The sequence below is a fragment of the Flavobacterium sp. JP2137 genome (genome assembly GCF_050562195.1).
Taxonomy (GTDB): Bacteria; Bacteroidota; Bacteroidia; order Flavobacteriales; family Flavobacteriaceae; genus Flavobacterium.
On sequence record NZ_CP191647.1, the window covers coordinates 2,244,928 to 2,261,497 of the forward strand.

The following is a 16,570-nucleotide window of genomic DNA, read 5'->3' on the forward strand; positions in this document are numbered from 1 at the left end:
GGTTAATTTTTTAAGAATTGAATTTCATCACAAGCCCATTGACTTTTTGGCTTGATATGGTTGATGATTTGTATGTTTAGGGCGGTATTTGGTTGATGTTCTGGGATGTGGAATCGGTAGGTCGTCAGCGTTTTCTCCTCCGTAATCGTTGTCGGATAAAGTACTGTGGCAGCATTGAAATCAGTGATACAGACTTCCCTTGGCGGGTAAATGTGATGCGTCGAATCATTTAAGAAGCGCAATACTACAGTTGATGCAGTAGTTGGTAATTGTTTTATAGCAAGGTTTAAATCTTTGTTGACTATAACCCATCCCATTAAAAAATCGTGATTAAAACCGAGTTTACCATCTGCCAATGCGTTTAACTCGGCGTTTTTTATCCGTAAATCAGCCGTTGTAAGTCGATTTTCGGCATAGGATACGTCCATCCATTGTTGCCATTGGTTGAGATAAGTATCCAAATCGTGGCGTTCGCTATAATTTTTAATCCGGTGTTTTTGCGCTGTTTTTCTGAGAAAAGAGACGTTTTGTCGACTTGTAGTGCTAACGGCAATTTGGTTGTCGATTTTGACCAATGCCCCACCCGGTTGAAAACCGCTATTATAATCGAGTTGTAGTTTGGTAAAACTTAGAGCGGTATAGAGCTTTTCTAACTTTTCTCTTTCGGGATTTTTCGTCTTTGACAAACTACGGTTTAAGGCGTTGTAGAAAGGGATAAATGCTGCTGGGTCGAAATAACTTTGCCGAGCGGTCTCAAAGTCGGCATATAGGGGATAGTCCCTGCTTTTTTTTTGAAACTCGCCTTCGAGTTGGGTATAAAACGATTCTAAGAGTTGGTGGTTCATGGGATAAAATCGTTTAAAATAACGTGAAATCAATTCGGGAACATCGCTATTGACGTCCTTCATCAGCGCGGATAACACATAGGTTTTTACATCGTCAAAAGGGGCGTAATCATATCCGCTGGCATTGACAAATATTCCTTTTATACCTAGGGATTTGAATGTTTTAAGCTGTTCTTGAAATCCCGTTAAAACGGGAATAGGAGTGAGGTAGTCGTCAAAATTGGCGGCGTAATCCCACAGATAAATGGCGTTGGTTTGCTTTTTCCAACGATTTAGCGATTGTTTAAAGGCTTTAAACGGGCCGCTGTTTTCATCGAATTTTTGCCCTTTTGGCAGGTCGATGGTACTGATAAATACGCCTACGTTTTTTTCCAGTGGTATGTCAGCAGCTGTTTGGGTACTTCTATAGGCCAACATATAAAACCGGGCCGTTGGAAAATCTTTTGCCAGTCGATTGATCAATAGCGATACGGCAGCTGCAGCGTTGGTACTGGTGTTTTTCGCGCGTTGACAAGACGAACAAGTGCACACCAAATCATTGTCGTTTGGAGCAATCATAAAATGAAGCGTAGGTGCATCCCCGTGCTGATCGATGATATGCGCTTTGATTTGTAAGTACAGCGAAGTAGCGCTAAAACAAAGTTGTTCGTTTGTTTTTTTACCGTTTACTTCTGCCCAAATACTGGAATCCTCGCGGTCGACGATTTGGGCTAGTTGGTGTCCCCATATTCCCCAATCGGCATCGATGGAGTTGTTTCCGAGTATACGGGCATAGTCAACATGGGTGTTGGGTGATAAAAAGGCTTCGCGATAATCAAAATCGAAGTCTTTTTTGGAACTGCTAAAAGTAAGCGTAGCAGGGGGAAGGTCGGCAATGTCTACACTGGGATTATCTTCGCCAATCCTTTCGATAAGCTCGTAAATCAACCAAAGCGCTGTGGCTTCTGAACGGGCAATCAATTGGAGTTTGTTTGGCGCTCGTACAATTTCGTAACTGTGGGTATGCTCGGGTTGTATGTCTATTTGCAGTATAAATGCTCCCGTTGCCAAGGCGGTTGCCTCGTTTGCAATACTGATTTTCGGACCGCCAACACTTCTTTTTTTTAGATGACTAAAGAGGTAATTAGCCCATTTGTAGTTGGTATCGCGATGAGTATCGCCGTATACAATTACAAAGGATTCCGATTGCAAGGTGTTCGGGGCATTTGTTCTACAACTCGAAAACAGACTGAATAATGTTACCATCATCAATTTAAAAGGCAACATTGACATGAAGGTATAAGGTGTAAAAATTTTTATAACTAAAATTATTTTGAATCGACGTGGGCATGGAATTGTTTTCCTCACCGTAAATAGTGACTTGGTCCTGGCTTTTGAAATGGTACCAAGTGCCTATGATATTGGCGGAGATGTTTTTAGCGATTAATCGTCCCATACCGGCACCTACTTGTGTATTGATAATAGAAAAGGTGTTGAGGTTTTGCAGGTCGATTAATTCAACCGCTGGACTGGAACCAATACCACCGAGTAGCAACAAATAATTTTTGGGCGATTCCATAAAGTATTTCCCGTTGATACCGAGATTATAAAGCCAAATCTTTTCAAGTGAAAATTGATTTAACTTTAAATCGATGCGAAAATCGTCAAATTCTTTGGAAACACTAAAGAGGAGGTTATAGAGTTTTTCATCGGTTGATAATTGTCTAAAACCTAGTCCTGCTTCTCCTTCCCAACCATTTGTCCAAGAGCGAATCAGCGAAGCTTCAGTTATTATTTTAGGAAAGTAATTATTGGCAATTCCCAGTCCGATTTGATGAGACCAACGCGGTGACCACTGTTTTGTCCATCCCGCAATTCCTTGAACTCCCTGTCCATCCGATTTCCCGGTATAATTTGCTTGGGCAGTCCACAGCTGATTTTCGCCTTGACGACTGTAAAGCAAATTCGTGGTATTCTGAAACGAACCGCTGTTTTGAAGGCGCGAGATGATTTGAGTGGTACTTAGTTGGTTTTTTAAGGTTTTGAAATACAGATAATTTAAGTGCTGCTTAAACTCAGCCACCTCTAAGAGTGCGGGTTCATAATTCTTTTGGTAGTAATACGCAGAATCATTTTTCTGTTGCTCGTAAGCCAGGCCTTTTAAGTATTTGATTTCTTTATCATTGGGGTTTAGAGCCAGTGCTGTAGTGGTTAAATCCAACAATCGTTGTGCGTTTTTATCTTTTAAAAGCTGTTGGGAATAGTTGCTAACAGTTTGGATATATGCAGCGGACAATTTTTCGTGATAGGGATTGGCAGTGACTGCCGCACTAAGCAATTGTAGCGACTCTTCGTAATTGTGATCACTTAACTGAAGCGACTCGGCCAACTTTATTTTAAAATGGCTGTCGGAGGGATAAGCATCCGCGGCAATTTGGGCATAATGTTTCATGTTTTTCCATTGTTTCATAGTGACGGAAAAATTGATGGCGTAATGCAAGGCTTGTTGATTTATGGAATCTTGTTCGAGCCAGCGCGCTGTGTGTTGCATCGCTGTGGGAAAGGCAAAATCTTCCAAAGATTTTTTAATGATTTTTACCATTAATTCTTCGTAGCCTTTTAAGGCATAGGCCTTTTGCGCGAGATCTGTCTTTTGGATGCCTAGTTCATAGGAAGTGATTGCATCGTCTATGCGATTTTGCAGGTAATAGAGTTCGGCCATTTTAAAAAAATGGGGAATTTGCTGGGATTGCCAATCAGACATGGCATTTAAAGTGGCTTCGGCTTCGCTGTAATTGCCCATTTGCAAATAGGTGTGGTATAGTCCCGCACGCGCCAGGTCAATTTGTACTTGATCGCCCAATTGATTTACGGTTTTCCAAAGGTCGAGACTCATGGTGTAATTGTTGTCGCGCATCGCATCTTGGGCATCTTGAATGGTTAGTTGTACGTAAGCCGCTTGTAAATCGAGATCTTGGGGGTATTTGGCGTAGAGTTTTCGCAGCAGTGCTTTTGTTTTAAAAACATCGCCGATTGCTTTGGAAACGGTCAATTCCCTTAAATCTAAGTTTTTGCTGTTTCCCGTCGCTTTCCGATAGCGGTTTAAAACCGCTAAAGCTTCATCGTATTGGTGTTGGGCGACCAGTTGATTGAATACCTGGTCAAATGCTTCTGTATTTCCGGCGTCCTTCTCCAAGATCTTTCCAAATAAGACCAAGGGATTTCCGTTTTTGACCGACTGTGCTGCAAGGCTTAGAAAATAATCGTATTGTTGATCTAAATACGACGAGTTACTCAATTTCTTTTGTTGATTAATATACTGTAAGCCCGCTTCATATTGTTGGCTTTGATCGTATAAACTCAACTTCTTTAACACCAATTCACTGCGGTTTGGAAATTGATTTAACCCCCTTTCCGTGATGTTTAACGCCTGGGAATAATCGCCTGTTTTGATGTACAGATCGATCAGGTCCAGATAGTATTCCAAAGTAGTCGGATTTGCTTTTAAAAGACTTTTATTTAATTCAATCACCTCGTCGAACTGACCGAGTTTTCTCTTTTGTGCGATGGCGACTTCCATCTGATAGTTGAGATTGCGGAGAATAGAGGGGTCCTCGGGATAGATTTCGGCCAATCGTTTCAGCAGTCGATCGGCCTCTATTGCATTGCCTTGTTTGCGGTATAAATCGATTTTTTTTAACCATAATTCCTTGGAATAAGGACTGGATTTCAACAAGTCATTGACATAACCTATGGCACTGGAATACCGCTTTGTTACTGTTTCCAGATGCAGTAAAAGCTTTTTTGAATCGCTGTTATTCGGTTTTATTATCAGCGATTTATTCAACTCAAAACGCGCTTTTTGATACCGCTTTTTTTCGATGTAATACTTCCCGAGTAACATGCGTAATTCGGAATCATCGGGATGTTTTTTTAGGGAAATGTCCAGCCAGTTTTTAGCGGTTTCCCATTCGCCTTTTTTGCAAAAAGAATTGATTTTTTCTGTAAGGGCCTCTTTGTCATTCAGGTCTATATCGATTTGTCCATAAGAAAAAATGCTTGACAATAATAGCATCAACAGTATACCGTTGCGCAGGGAATAGTTGGAGGTTAAGACCTTGTGTCTTATTGTTTTCATGGATCGATTGTATTTTTTTAAAGACATGCTGTATCTTTATGGGGGGTTTATTTTGATAAATACAAGGGGAAAGCCCGAGTGCTGCTAAGATGCTTTTTTTAAATTCGCTGCGGTTTCAGATTGTGTAAATCCTTTTCGAGTCATCTTACCCCACTTAAATTCTTTTTGTGTTAAGAGTTGAACATAGCCAACTAGGGTAAATACCATGATAAAAGGATGGTATACAAAGGCTTCTAGCGAAGAGAACGCAATCAGTTGTAGGTATTCGGACAGGGTGCGATATTGTTTTTTAACGGAAAAATCCAATGAAATCGTAAATATTGAAATACACAAACCGATCAAGTATACATAGGAAAACATCAGCCAAAAGGTCTTCATATTAACTTGAGCAGTCAGAAAGAGGTAGAGTAAGAAAAACAAGCCAATTATTTCAATAATAGGCGCTAAAAGTTCAAAAAAAAGTATAAAAGGCAAAGTGATTAAGCCCATACGACCGTATTTTCGATTGAATAAATAGCGGTGATGTACAAAGAATATCTGTAATAAACCGCGACCCCAACGCGAACGTTGTCGGTATAAGATTTTTAAATTGGGGGGGCCTTCTGTCCAACAACAACTGTGCGGGGTATTGACGACCCTATAGGGCAGTTGGTTGTTTCTCATGTGTGCAATAATTCGCAAAGTCATATCCATATCTTCGGCATGCGACTCCGGATCATAACCGCCGGCTGCAATCACGACGTTTTTGTCAAATAATCCAAATCCCCCCGATACATTGGGCAAGGCATTAAAATACGCCCATCCCATCTTGGTAATCAGATAAGAGCGAAGGTATTCCGTTTCTTGAAAAATTGGAAAAAAACTACGAGGCGGACGCACTCGGGTCATATTGACGTGATCGATTTCACAGCCATTGACCATACGCATAGTTGCGCCAACGGCAATCACCGGTATTTTAGAATCCAGTACCGGTAGGATTACTTTGGTCAGGGTATCTTTGGCCAAGATACAATCTACATCCGTATTGATAAAGTAATCGTATTTAGCGATGTTGAGACCCGCATTCATAGCATCTGCCTTGGTGCCCCCATTGATTTTATCCACTACCGTGAGTGTGTGGTAAAGGGGATTGGTCGATTTAAATACCCTTTTAATCGGTTTACACAGCACCTTTTCAATGATATAATGCGGTACTTCAACCAAATCGAAGGCATCGATCAGCAAGCTCAGCGTAGCGTCTTTACTGCCGTCGTTTACAATGACCACTTCGTAATTGGGATAATCTAAATCGAGGAAGGCACGAGTGGCATCAACCACCACCACCTCTTCGTTAAAAGCACCAGCGATTACCGAAATTGGAGGAGCAATCTCGTGGTGTTCGAGTAAAATTTGCTCCTCCTTAAGGGTGTATTTAGTTTTGTTTTTAGCCGTGTTTAAATAACCGAAAAAACCTAAGATTAATGCGATTAATACCAGTACTGTAGCGTAAAAAAATACGAAATATTGGTAAAATTGAATAAGGATTTCCATATTATGTTAGGGCGGTGTATGGAGTGTCTTTTTGATTGTGGGAGAAATTAACTTGGGCGAATACTTCTAAATTGAAATGGTTGTCGCCCAGAGAAAGCGCCTCAAATTTTTCCTGCCCTTCTACGCCATAATCATTTAACGCATGAGCCAATTGAATTTTCATACTGCTATCATGGCTGTACTGATAGGTTTCGACTAAAAAAGCCAAGGTTTTCTCTGTTTTTAAGATCGCAAGTGTTTCGATAATCTTCTTTTGAAGTCCGGTAGCGGCAGTGGCGTAGATTGAAATTAATGGGGTATCTGCGGCTTTAAAATCCAAAACTCCCAAAGTCTCTACAATTTGTTTGCGCACGACCAATTGCTTCTCTGTTTGCAATAAGTTAATAAGGAAATTGGCACAGTTAAGCTGTTTTAACAATCCGATCTCTTTGATTATAAATCGTTTAAAGTGATCGTTTTTGGCGTTCTCTACCCATCTAGAAAAGTCTGGTAGTCCACTTGTCTGTGATTTCTTTTCTAAATAATGATGCAGTCGAATTTCATCCAAGGCGTTGAAGTCGCTGTCAAAACTCTCTTCAAAAAACTTAAAAGGATCGTTTTGGTCGTATTCGATCAAGGCCGCTCGAGACTGCTTTCTAAAATCTCCGTTTCTGTGATAGGCCGATTTTAATAACACAGACCCCGAGAGCAAATGCTCCAGTTCATCCATATTTCTCAAGGCATTTTTACGCTTTTTTAATCGGCCTTTTAAAATGATATGCTGCCAATAGGTATCCAATTGGAAGTGATTGATCACAACTAATAAATTTTCCTGATTAACGGTTTTGGAAATCTTGGTCTGCTTGATAATTTCAATGAGCTCTTCGGTATAAAGTCTTTTGTTTTTTTTTCTAAGTGGATTTCGATGATGACCCAAGCATTCTTTAATATCCTCCTCTTCTAATAGAGCGGAACTCGTTATTGTACTTACGATCGCATCTTGGTAGGTGGTATTGAATTGTTCTTTGATCTTGTCTCGACTGAGATATATCAGGTTTAAAACAATAATGTGTATCAACGTAAGTACAAAAGTTATTGCCAAAAAAGAGGCGAAGAGTATGGCAATCTTAATTACAAACGGTGCGTTCTCAAACTCGGCGAGTAAAAAAACGAGATAGTATTTCGGATAAAATGGGATGTTCATGATTTTGAGTTTTTTAAATTTAACATAAAGTTTTATCGATGATTAAACAATGTCTGATAATTAAGTGATGTTTTGTTGATTAGACGGACTAATGCTTCTGATTATACGTGTAAAGTTAAAAATACACCATTGTCTATGTTGGTTTGTATGTAGACAATGCAGGGGACAATACAGGGACATTTGAGAGTGCCTGATTATTAATGGATTAGGTTTTTGATGCTGCGAATTTTAAAAATATAAAAGCGAAATAAATGTGAATCGACAGCTCTTTTTTTTTAAAATAGTTCAAGGGGACATCTTAAATGACCACAGCAAACTCTTAAATAAGTGGGAGCTTGTCAAAAAAGAGCGCTAAAAAAAACGGAATATCGCTTGTATCGAAGTGAAAAATAAAATCAGATCAGCTTTTATCTGCGGTGAATTGGCTTTAAAAAAATGGTATTCATTTATTTTTTGCTTTAAAAAATAAATGAATACCATTTTTTTTGAAATTATTTAGTGACTTTTTAAAAATTCGGTGTCTTAGTTAGTGTAGGGCTGTCAAATTTTATGTTTTTTTAAATTTGGTATTGCAATAGTTCAATTGCAAATAGCAAAAACAACATCTTTATATATAAACAATCATAAAACAACTTCAACTCACTTGAAATCAGTTATTTATTTTCTAATCCTATTATTGGCTGTATTTGGTATGGTCGATAGTAGTTTTTTAATAGGGGAGCTCGTCTGCCAAGCTGGGGATACGGCTAGCACCCAATTAGAATCGAACGACTTGGATATCGACCCGGATATCGCACCGCTGATTGCTTTAATTCAATCGGCTAATGTTTTGGTGACGGTAGAGAATCTAACAACAGCACGGTTGTTTCAGCTTCAAGCAAACGCTACCTATTCCATATCGACAAGCAAGGCTACTGTTGTCAGGCCTGATGAGCATCAAGTTTTGGCATCGTCGTGGAAAAGCCCCCATAGGCAAATTTCAACCATTTGGCTGGTGAGCAATCCGATAAATTATATGATTAATCACTGCGGCATACTACCGCAACTGTATCACACGGTAGAAAACCTGAGGGCGCCGTCGAAACTGCGATTGGGTGGTTTCGCGGACGAGGTAACGGTAGAGGAGATAACGGTAGAGGAGTTGGAGCACTTCACTGCCCAGGCTATTTATCTCGATAATTCCGAAAAAATCACCATCAAAACCAAGGAACAATTGCGAAATGCCAAAGTGTTGGATAGTAAGGCAGAGGTTTATGCCGATCAAGGCCTTTATGCAGAAGCTTTAAGAGATTTGCTTAAAAACCTTTCCATCGCTGAAGAATCGGACTCCCCGATGCAGCTGATGTTTGTCAACAGACAATTGGCTTTGCTGTATATGCAGTTGGAAGATTACATTCAAGCGGAAAAGTATTTGTTGCGGGCACTGGAACTATCCAAAACCAAGATTTACTTAAAATCGGATGAATACGATATTTTGAAGATCAAATTAGAACTCAATAAAAAACTGGGCAACGAACACGAGGAGTTTACCATCTTAAAACGCCTTAACGAACTGCGCGAATCCATTGATTATACCGATAACGGACAGAACGTGATCAACGCCATTACGCTAAAATATCAGAAGGGCTTATACGACGAGCGATTTAGAATGAATCAGACCATCTTGGAAAAGGAAATCTTTTTAAACCAGCTTTTTAGAGTGATTTTCGTATTGTTAGTGTTGGTGCTCATTTTCTTAATCGCAAGTTACCGCATCAAGATTAAGAACAAGATGAAAGCCTTTGATCGCGATATTCTACAGCTGGAAAACGACCAATGGATTTTAGAAAAAAACAGTACAAAGGGCACTGCACATCGCAGCCCCATTTTTTTACAAGACGAAAAACCAAACCGCGCTAGGGGAAGTATAGTGGTAGAAAATCGAGGCAAAACAGGGGCTCCACTAGCGCAACCATACAGTACTAGACTCGACAATTTGCTGAAATCACATCTGATGACCGAAGAGAATTGGAATGAATTTAAGGAGGTCTTTGTCGAAGAATTCCCGGATTTTTACAACAATATTCAAACCCATTATGCCAATCTGACCGCCTATAATTTGCGCATAATTTTCTTGACTAAACTCGAGCTGAGCAATCACGAAATTGCCAATATCTTGGGAATAAGCTACGACGCGGTTAAAAAAGCCAAACAGCGCCTGCGGAAAAAGGTAGATAAACCGTCGGTAGAAGACTTTATCAAAGAGTTAAATGGGCAGCCTTAAATGCTACAACATCCCGCTTAAATGCCAATTCCAACGGTACATCGTTTGGGAAAGCCACGCGAAAGACCGGCTATTTTAATAGACCGGCATCTCGGATTTCGCGGTGTATTTTGTCGATGTTATCGGGTATATTCAACAGCCATTCGATCTGTAATCCGTTGTTTATAGCAACGGTCTCCAGCTTTTTAATATGGTGAAAGTAAGTGGACAATTCACTTAGCTTTTCTTCAAAGGCGACAAACCAATCCATGCCTAGGGCTTGGATCAGCACTAGTGTTTTAAAGCTGCGGGCCACGATATAGGTATACAAGCTCTGCAAGCGTTTGGGAGTCGCCTTTTGCAAGGATTCCTCATTTAAGATTAAGGCCAACGTGAGCATTAATAAATTCAAACTGATCTCCCCGTATTTATCGCTGGTTATTTTAACGTGCTCGGTAATACCCGCACTAATGGAGCGCAAATCGAGTAAGAGGTAACTGGGGGAGTAGTAGCTAAAGGATGCTTCGGCCACGCGTTCAATCACCTTTTCTTCCATGGCGGTGCGCCTTTGTTCGACATTATCTTGGCCGACCAATTCAAAGTGGAGCTTTTTGGTCAATAGCGAATCCCTTTTTAGCAACCGCCAAATTAATTTATCCTTCTCCTTGCTGGGTAATTGCGCTAAGGCGCGCTTAAAGTCATTTTCCGTTTTCATCGTCCTGCTGGTTTTTCTAATTCATATCCTTTTTTTTATCCCTATAGCGCACTTGCTTCACTTGCGTTTGTTTTTGAGGTAAGCGGCTGTTATTAAGGTTGTTGGTTTAAATATAATGTTTTTTTGAGATTTTGAAAATGCTCGCAGCTAATTGTCGCTTTTTTAAAAGCGCCGGTATTAAAGCAACCGCTGGCTTCAATGCAGTCGTTTACGGGTTTTACTGGGTTGCAATGAGCGCGAGCTTCGCCGTACCACATAAAAAAAGCGCCTTCAAAAAATGAAAGCGCTTGTAAAACTATTTAGAATGGATGATTTTATCCTTGAAAAGGCCTGTTTTTGGCCGTTGCCCAAAGGTAAATACCCACGAGTATAAACGGAATGCTCAACCATTGCCCGGTGAGTAAAATCGGGTTTTCACCTTCAAATCCCCCTTGGCTTTCTTTGACGAATTCCACGATAAAGCGCACTGCCCACAACAAGACCAAGAATACACCAAAAATCAATCCCAGATTTTTACGGGCATCGGTTTTCCAATACATATAGTATAAAACGGCAAAGACCAATATATAACCAAAGGCCTCGTACAATTGCGTCGGGTGTTTGGCGACTACCTCGTTGAGGAAGGGCAAATACTCCGGATTTTTTTCAATGGCGTTATACGCTTGGTTGTAGTCGGCTATACCGGTAATTTCAACCGCTTCTCGATGCGTAAATTTATCGCGTAAAAAGCGAATTCCAAAAGCACTCGTGGTTTCGTGGCCGATGATTTCCGAATTGAAAAAATTGCCCAAACGCACAAACACTCCGCCAAAGGTTACCGGTAACACGATGCGATCCAAGATCCACAAAATCGGTTTTTTTATAATATTACGGCTGTAATACACCATCACTAAGATAATCGCAATCGCAGCGCCATGGCTGGCCAATCCGCTAAAACCGACGATTTCAAATTTGGGCGAAAAGCGCACCGGCGAAATGATTTCAAACAAATTGTGTTTGTAATAATCCCAATCGTAAAAGAAAACATGGCCCAATCGCGCACCGATTAAAGTAGCCAGTACTGTATAGATAAAGAGTTTGTCCAATTTTTCAACCGATTCCCCTTCGCGGTCGTAAATCTTTTTCATGATAAACCATCCCAGGCCAAAGGCTACTACAAACATCAGGCTGTAAAAGCGCAATTTAAAAAAACCAAGATCCCAGCCTTCGCTCGGGTTCCATATAATATTTAAGGCGTGTGTCATATTTAGTGATATTGAAAGGTAAATGTAAATATTTATCGCTTAGGATAAAAGGAGGAATAAAAAAAATTAAGGAACCGGGTCGTATCCACTACCGCCCCACGGGTGGCAACGCGCTATGCGTTTAATGCCCAACCAGCTTCCCTTAAACAAACCGTGCTTTTGCAAGGCTTCTAAGGTATAGTGCGAGCAAGTGGGCGAATACCGACAAGCCGACGGTAAAAAAGGCGAGATACCCGCTTGATAAAACCGAATGAGCACGACCAAGGGAAAAATGGCGATTTTTTTTAGCATGGCTGTTAAAATAAAAAAGCTAGTAGAAAAGCGTTCTACTAGCTTGGTGTTTTGTTATAGGGTAAAAGTAGTACCTTCTTTGCCGTCTTTGAGCTGTATGTCCAAAGCGAGCAACTTATCTCTAATTTCATCGGACAGTGCGAAGTTTTTATTGGCACGAGCTTCATTTCTCATCGCAATCAACAAATCCACAACCTGTCCCAATTTGTCCTGATTGTGATTCGAAGCTTCGGCAGCTTCCAAGCCCAATACATCAAAGGTAAAGGCGTGCATCGCCGTAGACAAGTCCATCAAATCCGCTGCGCTGATCTGCTCTTTTTGATCTTTCAGTAAATTGATTATACGAACGGCTTCAAACAACTGTGCTATTAAAATAGGACTGTTAAAATCGTCGTTCATCGCGTCGTAACACTGTTGTTTCCACGCGGCAATATCCACGGTAGACGTTGCGCTAGGCGTTAGGTCATTAAGGTTTTTAATCGCCTCCATCAAGCGGTTAAACCCCTTTTCAGAAGCGAGTATAGCCTCGTCGGAAAAATCCAAGATGCTGCGGTAATGCGCTTGAAGAATAAAAAAGCGCGCTACGGCTGGTGAAAAAGCCTTGCTCAACAGGGCATTGTCGCCCGAAAACAATTCTTCGGGTAAAATGTTATTACCCGTGGATTTCGACATCTTTTTACCGTTTAAGGTCAGCATATTGGCATGCATCCAGTAATTTACCGGCGTATTGCCCGTACATGCTTCATTCTGCGCGATTTCACATTCGTGATGCGGAAATTTCAAATCCATACCACCACCGTGTATGTCGAAGTGCTTGCCCAGGTACTTGGTACTCATGGCGGTACACTCCAAGTGCCAGCCCGGAAAACCATCGCCCCAAGGTGAAGGCCAACGCATGATGTGCTGGGGTTCGGCATTTTTCCACAGCGCAAAATCGTGCGGACTCTTTTTGTCCGATTGTCCGTCTAATTCGCGCGAATTCGACATTAAATCCTCGATGTTACGACCGCTTAATATGCCGTACTGATACGATTCGCTGTATTTTTCAACGTCAAAATACACCGAGCCGTTCACCGCATAGGCAAAGCCGTTTTTGATGATTTCGTTGATGATTTCGATCTGTTCAATGATGTGACCCGTAGCCGTAGGCTCGATATTCGGGGGTAAATTATTAAACTGATTCAATATCGAATGGAAGTTTAAAGTGTATTTCTGTACCACTTCCATCGGTTCTATCTGTTCTAATCTCGCTTTTTTTGCAATTTTATCTTCGCCCTCATCAACATCGTCCACAATATGTCCAACATCTGTGATATTGCGCACATAGCGCACCTGATACCCCAAGTGTTTTAAATAACGATTGACCAAATCAAAGGAGATAAAAGTTCTACAGTTTCCCAGATGCACGTAATTGTAAACCGTAGGTCCACATACATACATACCCACCTTACCTGCGTTTATGGGCGTAAAAACTTCTTTCTTCCCCGAAAGGGAATTGTATACTTTTAACGGTTGATTTTGATATAATGTCGTCATTACTAACAAATTTTATAGGGTTTAGAACTGCGTATCCAATTTGATATAATCCAAAAATTCTCTGCGAACTTTGTCCTCCTTAAAGCGACCGCCAAATTCAGCCGTTACCGTGCTGCTTTCAATATCGCGAATCCCTCTAGAATTGACACAAAGGTGCTTGGCATCCATCACACAAGCCACATCTTCGGTATTTAAAACGCGTTTTAATTCATTCACAATTTGAATGGTCAAACGCTCTTGTACCTGTGGACGCTTGGCATAATAGTCCACTATGCGATTCATTTTAGACAAACCTACCACCTTGCCGTTGGAGATATAAGCCACGTGGGCACGTCCGATTATCGGTAGTAAATGGTGCTCACAAGTAGAGTAAACCGTAATGTTTTTCTCCACCAGCATTTCACCGTATTTATAGTTGTTGTCAAACGTAGAAGAACTCGGTTTTTTCTTGGGATTTAACCCGCCAAAAATCTCCTTGACAAACATTTTAGCCACGCGATTTGGCGTTCCCTTCATACTGTCATCAGTAAGGTCCATGCCCAAAGTGTATAAAATACGCTCAACGTCTTGTTTTATTGATTCGATTTTTTCATCGTCAGAACGATCAAAGGCGCCTGCTCTTAAAGGCGTATGCTCGCTAGAAGCAATATGATCGTCACCTATTTCGTCATGAAGTGTTTCTTCTTGATTCATTCGTGTTAAGATTTAATTACAAATTCGGTACAAATATAAATAATAATGTTGACTAAGCGGGGCAAAAAGCGAAAAGAGGCCAAGGGATAAGAGCGGTTGTCGCTCATTTTTTATTGGCGCTCCCCTTTGGGGCGGGCTTTCCGCTAAATCGCGCCTTTCCATTTCATTTCAAGGCGAGGATACCGCTGCAATCCCTAGCGCAGGGGCTACCCCAAACACCCTTTGCGGGTTTAGGGCTGTTTCCACCATTGTTGGTTCGGGGCGTTTTCGCGCTGCAGATAAATCAGCTGACCAATCTGAGGAGTCAGCAAATCAATCGACCGTTGATGCTGCGATTGCACGAGCCGCGTTAAGGGCTCGTACCAGGCGTGATTGGCTAAGGCAAATTTGGACGAGTGTACCGGTAGCAAGACTTTGGCCTGTAGATCTTCTGCGGCCTTCCAAACCTCTTCCGGTTGCATATGGATGTATTTCCATGCCAGGTTGTACTGTCCGTTTTCTAAAATAGCCAAGTCAAAAGGACCGTGTTTCGCACCGATTTCCGCAAAATGGGTATCGTAACCGCTATCGCCGCCGAGATAGAGTTTTTGAGTGGGGGTTTGCAATACATACGACATCCACAAGGTGTTGGAAGTCCAGATACTCCGGCCCGAAAAATGACGCGCTGCAGCGGTGTGTACGATGAATCCCTGTCCCAAATCCACCGTTTCATTCCAATCCCTTTCGATGATTTGTTCCGGACTATAACCCCAATATTCCAAGTGCTCACCAACGCCCAATCCGCAGATTACTCGACCTACTCGCGGCTGTAAGGCCTTGATGGTTTCGTAGTCCAAGTGGTCGTAATGGTCGTGCGTAATCAACAAAAAATCAATGGCTGGCAAATCCTCAACCCTACATATATCCGTGCCTTTAAACGATTTCCCTCCTCCCGGTAGAGGGGAAACCGAGCCGCTTAAAACCGGATCGACCAAAATGCGCTTGCCGTCGATTTGCATATAATAAGTCGAGTGACCCAACCACAGCAACAGATTGTCTGCGCCCAAGGTTTGCTGACTTTTCGCTTGCATGGCCGCAATCTGTTCCCAGTCTATAGCGACAGTCGGTATCGGCTGTGTCGGTCTTAAATCGGGCGATTTTTTAAAAAAGAACTCGTATATCGCCTTGGGATAGCTGTAATTTTCTGCTATTTGAGGGGTGTGATGCTGATTCTGGAATTTACCTTCCCTATAATTAGGAGATTGCTGTATCATTTCAAGCCGTTTCCCCGAAGGGCGTTTTCCAAATATCGGATGCATCATATAAAAAAATGTAGTTATACCTAAAAGGAGTACGATCCCCAATAATACACCAAGGACTTTTTTAAAAAACTTCTTTGTGGTCATGATTGTAAAAATTACCATCACAAAAATAAGCTTCCTATTTTTGTAATGGTAATTTTGATTGATAAATTGCTTATAAATATTGTAGCCTATATGGATTTAATGCTTTCGAAAATTCGATCAGGTCTTTAAATCACAATTAGCGGTTTAATGTGATGGACATTTTAAGAATCACAAAGTCGTGGAATAGTTGCTTTTTAGGACAAAAGGCACTTATAATTCGAAGACGTTTGTTATTGAAAACACTTCATTTTCTGTAAAGACATAAACACTTGCTCGGGTGAACCTTAAGTTTTTTACGGATATAATATTAAACGGGAGAACTTTTTCTTGGACCAATTTCCATTGATGATCGTAGGTTTTTAAAAGGTATTGTGATGTTGTCTTTACTAATATGGTGAATCCATTTTTAGATTGCCAAAACTGTAACTGTTCATAGGTCATTTTTGGAGGGTAATAATAGTGATTCATATTGCTGTCCCAATCCAAGGTGTGTTTTTTCTTTTGAGCAATATCTACAACATACGGGTAATTATGTAGTAGTATATAGGAATCGATATTTGAAAATGTAATATCCATCAAAAAAGTCTTGTTTAAAAGAGTATCTTGCTGAAACGAAAAGTTTTTAATATCGGCTACTTCCTTGGTTGTTAGGTTTTTAATGTTTGGATTGCTGCTTTTTTCCAGTTTTGTTAGTAGAGGAAAAATTCTGTTTTCAGCAAAATCTTGGGTATTATACATCAATTGATTGATTCGGTAGATGGTATCCTTATACGACCCTAAACTCATACT

General features: G+C 40.9%; 12 protein-coding genes. 1 reads left to right on the forward strand and 11 read right to left on the reverse strand.

Annotated features, from left to right (window positions below; all coding sequences use genetic code 11):
- Window positions 1-2: 2 nt before the first annotated feature.
- The 4 genes from ACQZ43_RS09830 to ACQZ43_RS09845 form a co-directional block, all read right to left on the reverse strand.
- Complete coding sequence (locus tag ACQZ43_RS09830; RefSeq protein WP_430612149.1) at window positions 3-2,093, reverse strand: DUF4838 domain-containing protein; 2,091 nt, start codon at window positions 2,091-2,093, stop codon at window positions 3-5.
- Between the two features lie 4 nt (window positions 2,094-2,097).
- Entirely contained in the window at window positions 2,098-4,962 is a 2,865-nt protein-coding gene (locus tag ACQZ43_RS09835) for a tetratricopeptide repeat protein (RefSeq protein ID WP_430612151.1), read from the reverse strand.
- Window positions 4,963-5,046: 84 nt separating this feature from the next.
- Window positions 5,047-6,492, reverse strand: coding sequence for a glycosyltransferase family 2 protein (locus ACQZ43_RS09840; RefSeq protein ID WP_430612153.1), 1,446 nt, complete (start codon window positions 6,490-6,492; stop codon window positions 5,047-5,049).
- A 1-nt stretch (window position 6,493) separates the two neighbouring features.
- Entirely contained in the window at window positions 6,494-7,675 is a 1,182-nt protein-coding gene (locus tag ACQZ43_RS09845) for a hypothetical protein (protein ID WP_430612155.1), read from the reverse strand.
- A gap of 643 nt (window positions 7,676-8,318) precedes the next feature.
- Here ACQZ43_RS09845 and ACQZ43_RS09850 point away from each other — a divergent pair.
- Window positions 8,319-9,938 carry a transcriptional regulator gene (locus ACQZ43_RS09850; RefSeq protein WP_430612157.1) on the forward strand — a complete coding sequence of 540 codons (1,620 nt, stop codon included), beginning with the start codon at window positions 8,319-8,321 and terminating at the stop codon, window positions 9,936-9,938.
- Window positions 9,939-10,008: 70 nt separating this feature from the next.
- Here ACQZ43_RS09850 and ACQZ43_RS09855 read toward each other — a convergent pair whose 3' ends face one another.
- From ACQZ43_RS09855 to ACQZ43_RS09885, 7 genes are all read right to left on the reverse strand, one after another.
- Window positions 10,009-10,632 carry a hypothetical protein gene (locus tag ACQZ43_RS09855; RefSeq protein WP_430612159.1) on the reverse strand — a complete coding sequence of 208 codons (624 nt, stop codon included), beginning with the start codon at window positions 10,630-10,632 and terminating at the stop codon, window positions 10,009-10,011.
- 314 nt (window positions 10,633-10,946) lie between these two features.
- Window positions 10,947-11,876 (reverse strand): prolipoprotein diacylglyceryl transferase, encoded by a 930-nt coding sequence (gene lgt / locus ACQZ43_RS09860; RefSeq protein ID WP_430612161.1) that lies wholly within the window; start codon window positions 11,874-11,876, stop codon window positions 10,947-10,949.
- Between the two features lie 66 nt (window positions 11,877-11,942).
- Window positions 11,943-12,167 (reverse strand): membrane protein insertion efficiency factor YidD, encoded by a 225-nt coding sequence (gene yidD / locus ACQZ43_RS09865; RefSeq protein WP_430612163.1) that lies wholly within the window; start codon window positions 12,165-12,167, stop codon window positions 11,943-11,945.
- A 54-nt stretch (window positions 12,168-12,221) separates the two neighbouring features.
- Entirely contained in the window at window positions 12,222-13,703 is a 1,482-nt protein-coding gene (cysS, locus tag ACQZ43_RS09870) for a cysteine--tRNA ligase (protein WP_430612165.1), read from the reverse strand.
- Between the two features lie 21 nt (window positions 13,704-13,724).
- Window positions 13,725-14,396, reverse strand: coding sequence for a GTP cyclohydrolase I FolE (folE, locus tag ACQZ43_RS09875; protein ID WP_430612167.1), 672 nt, complete (start codon window positions 14,394-14,396; stop codon window positions 13,725-13,727).
- 230 nt (window positions 14,397-14,626) lie between these two features.
- Complete coding sequence (locus ACQZ43_RS09880) at window positions 14,627-15,697, reverse strand: MBL fold metallo-hydrolase (RefSeq protein ID WP_430612169.1); 1,071 nt, start codon at window positions 15,695-15,697, stop codon at window positions 14,627-14,629.
- Between the two features lie 294 nt (window positions 15,698-15,991).
- Window positions 15,992-16,567, reverse strand: a complete 576-nt coding sequence (locus ACQZ43_RS09885) for a hypothetical protein (RefSeq protein ID WP_430612171.1) — start codon at window positions 16,565-16,567, stop codon at window positions 15,992-15,994.
- Between the last annotated feature and the right edge of the window lie 3 nt (window positions 16,568-16,570).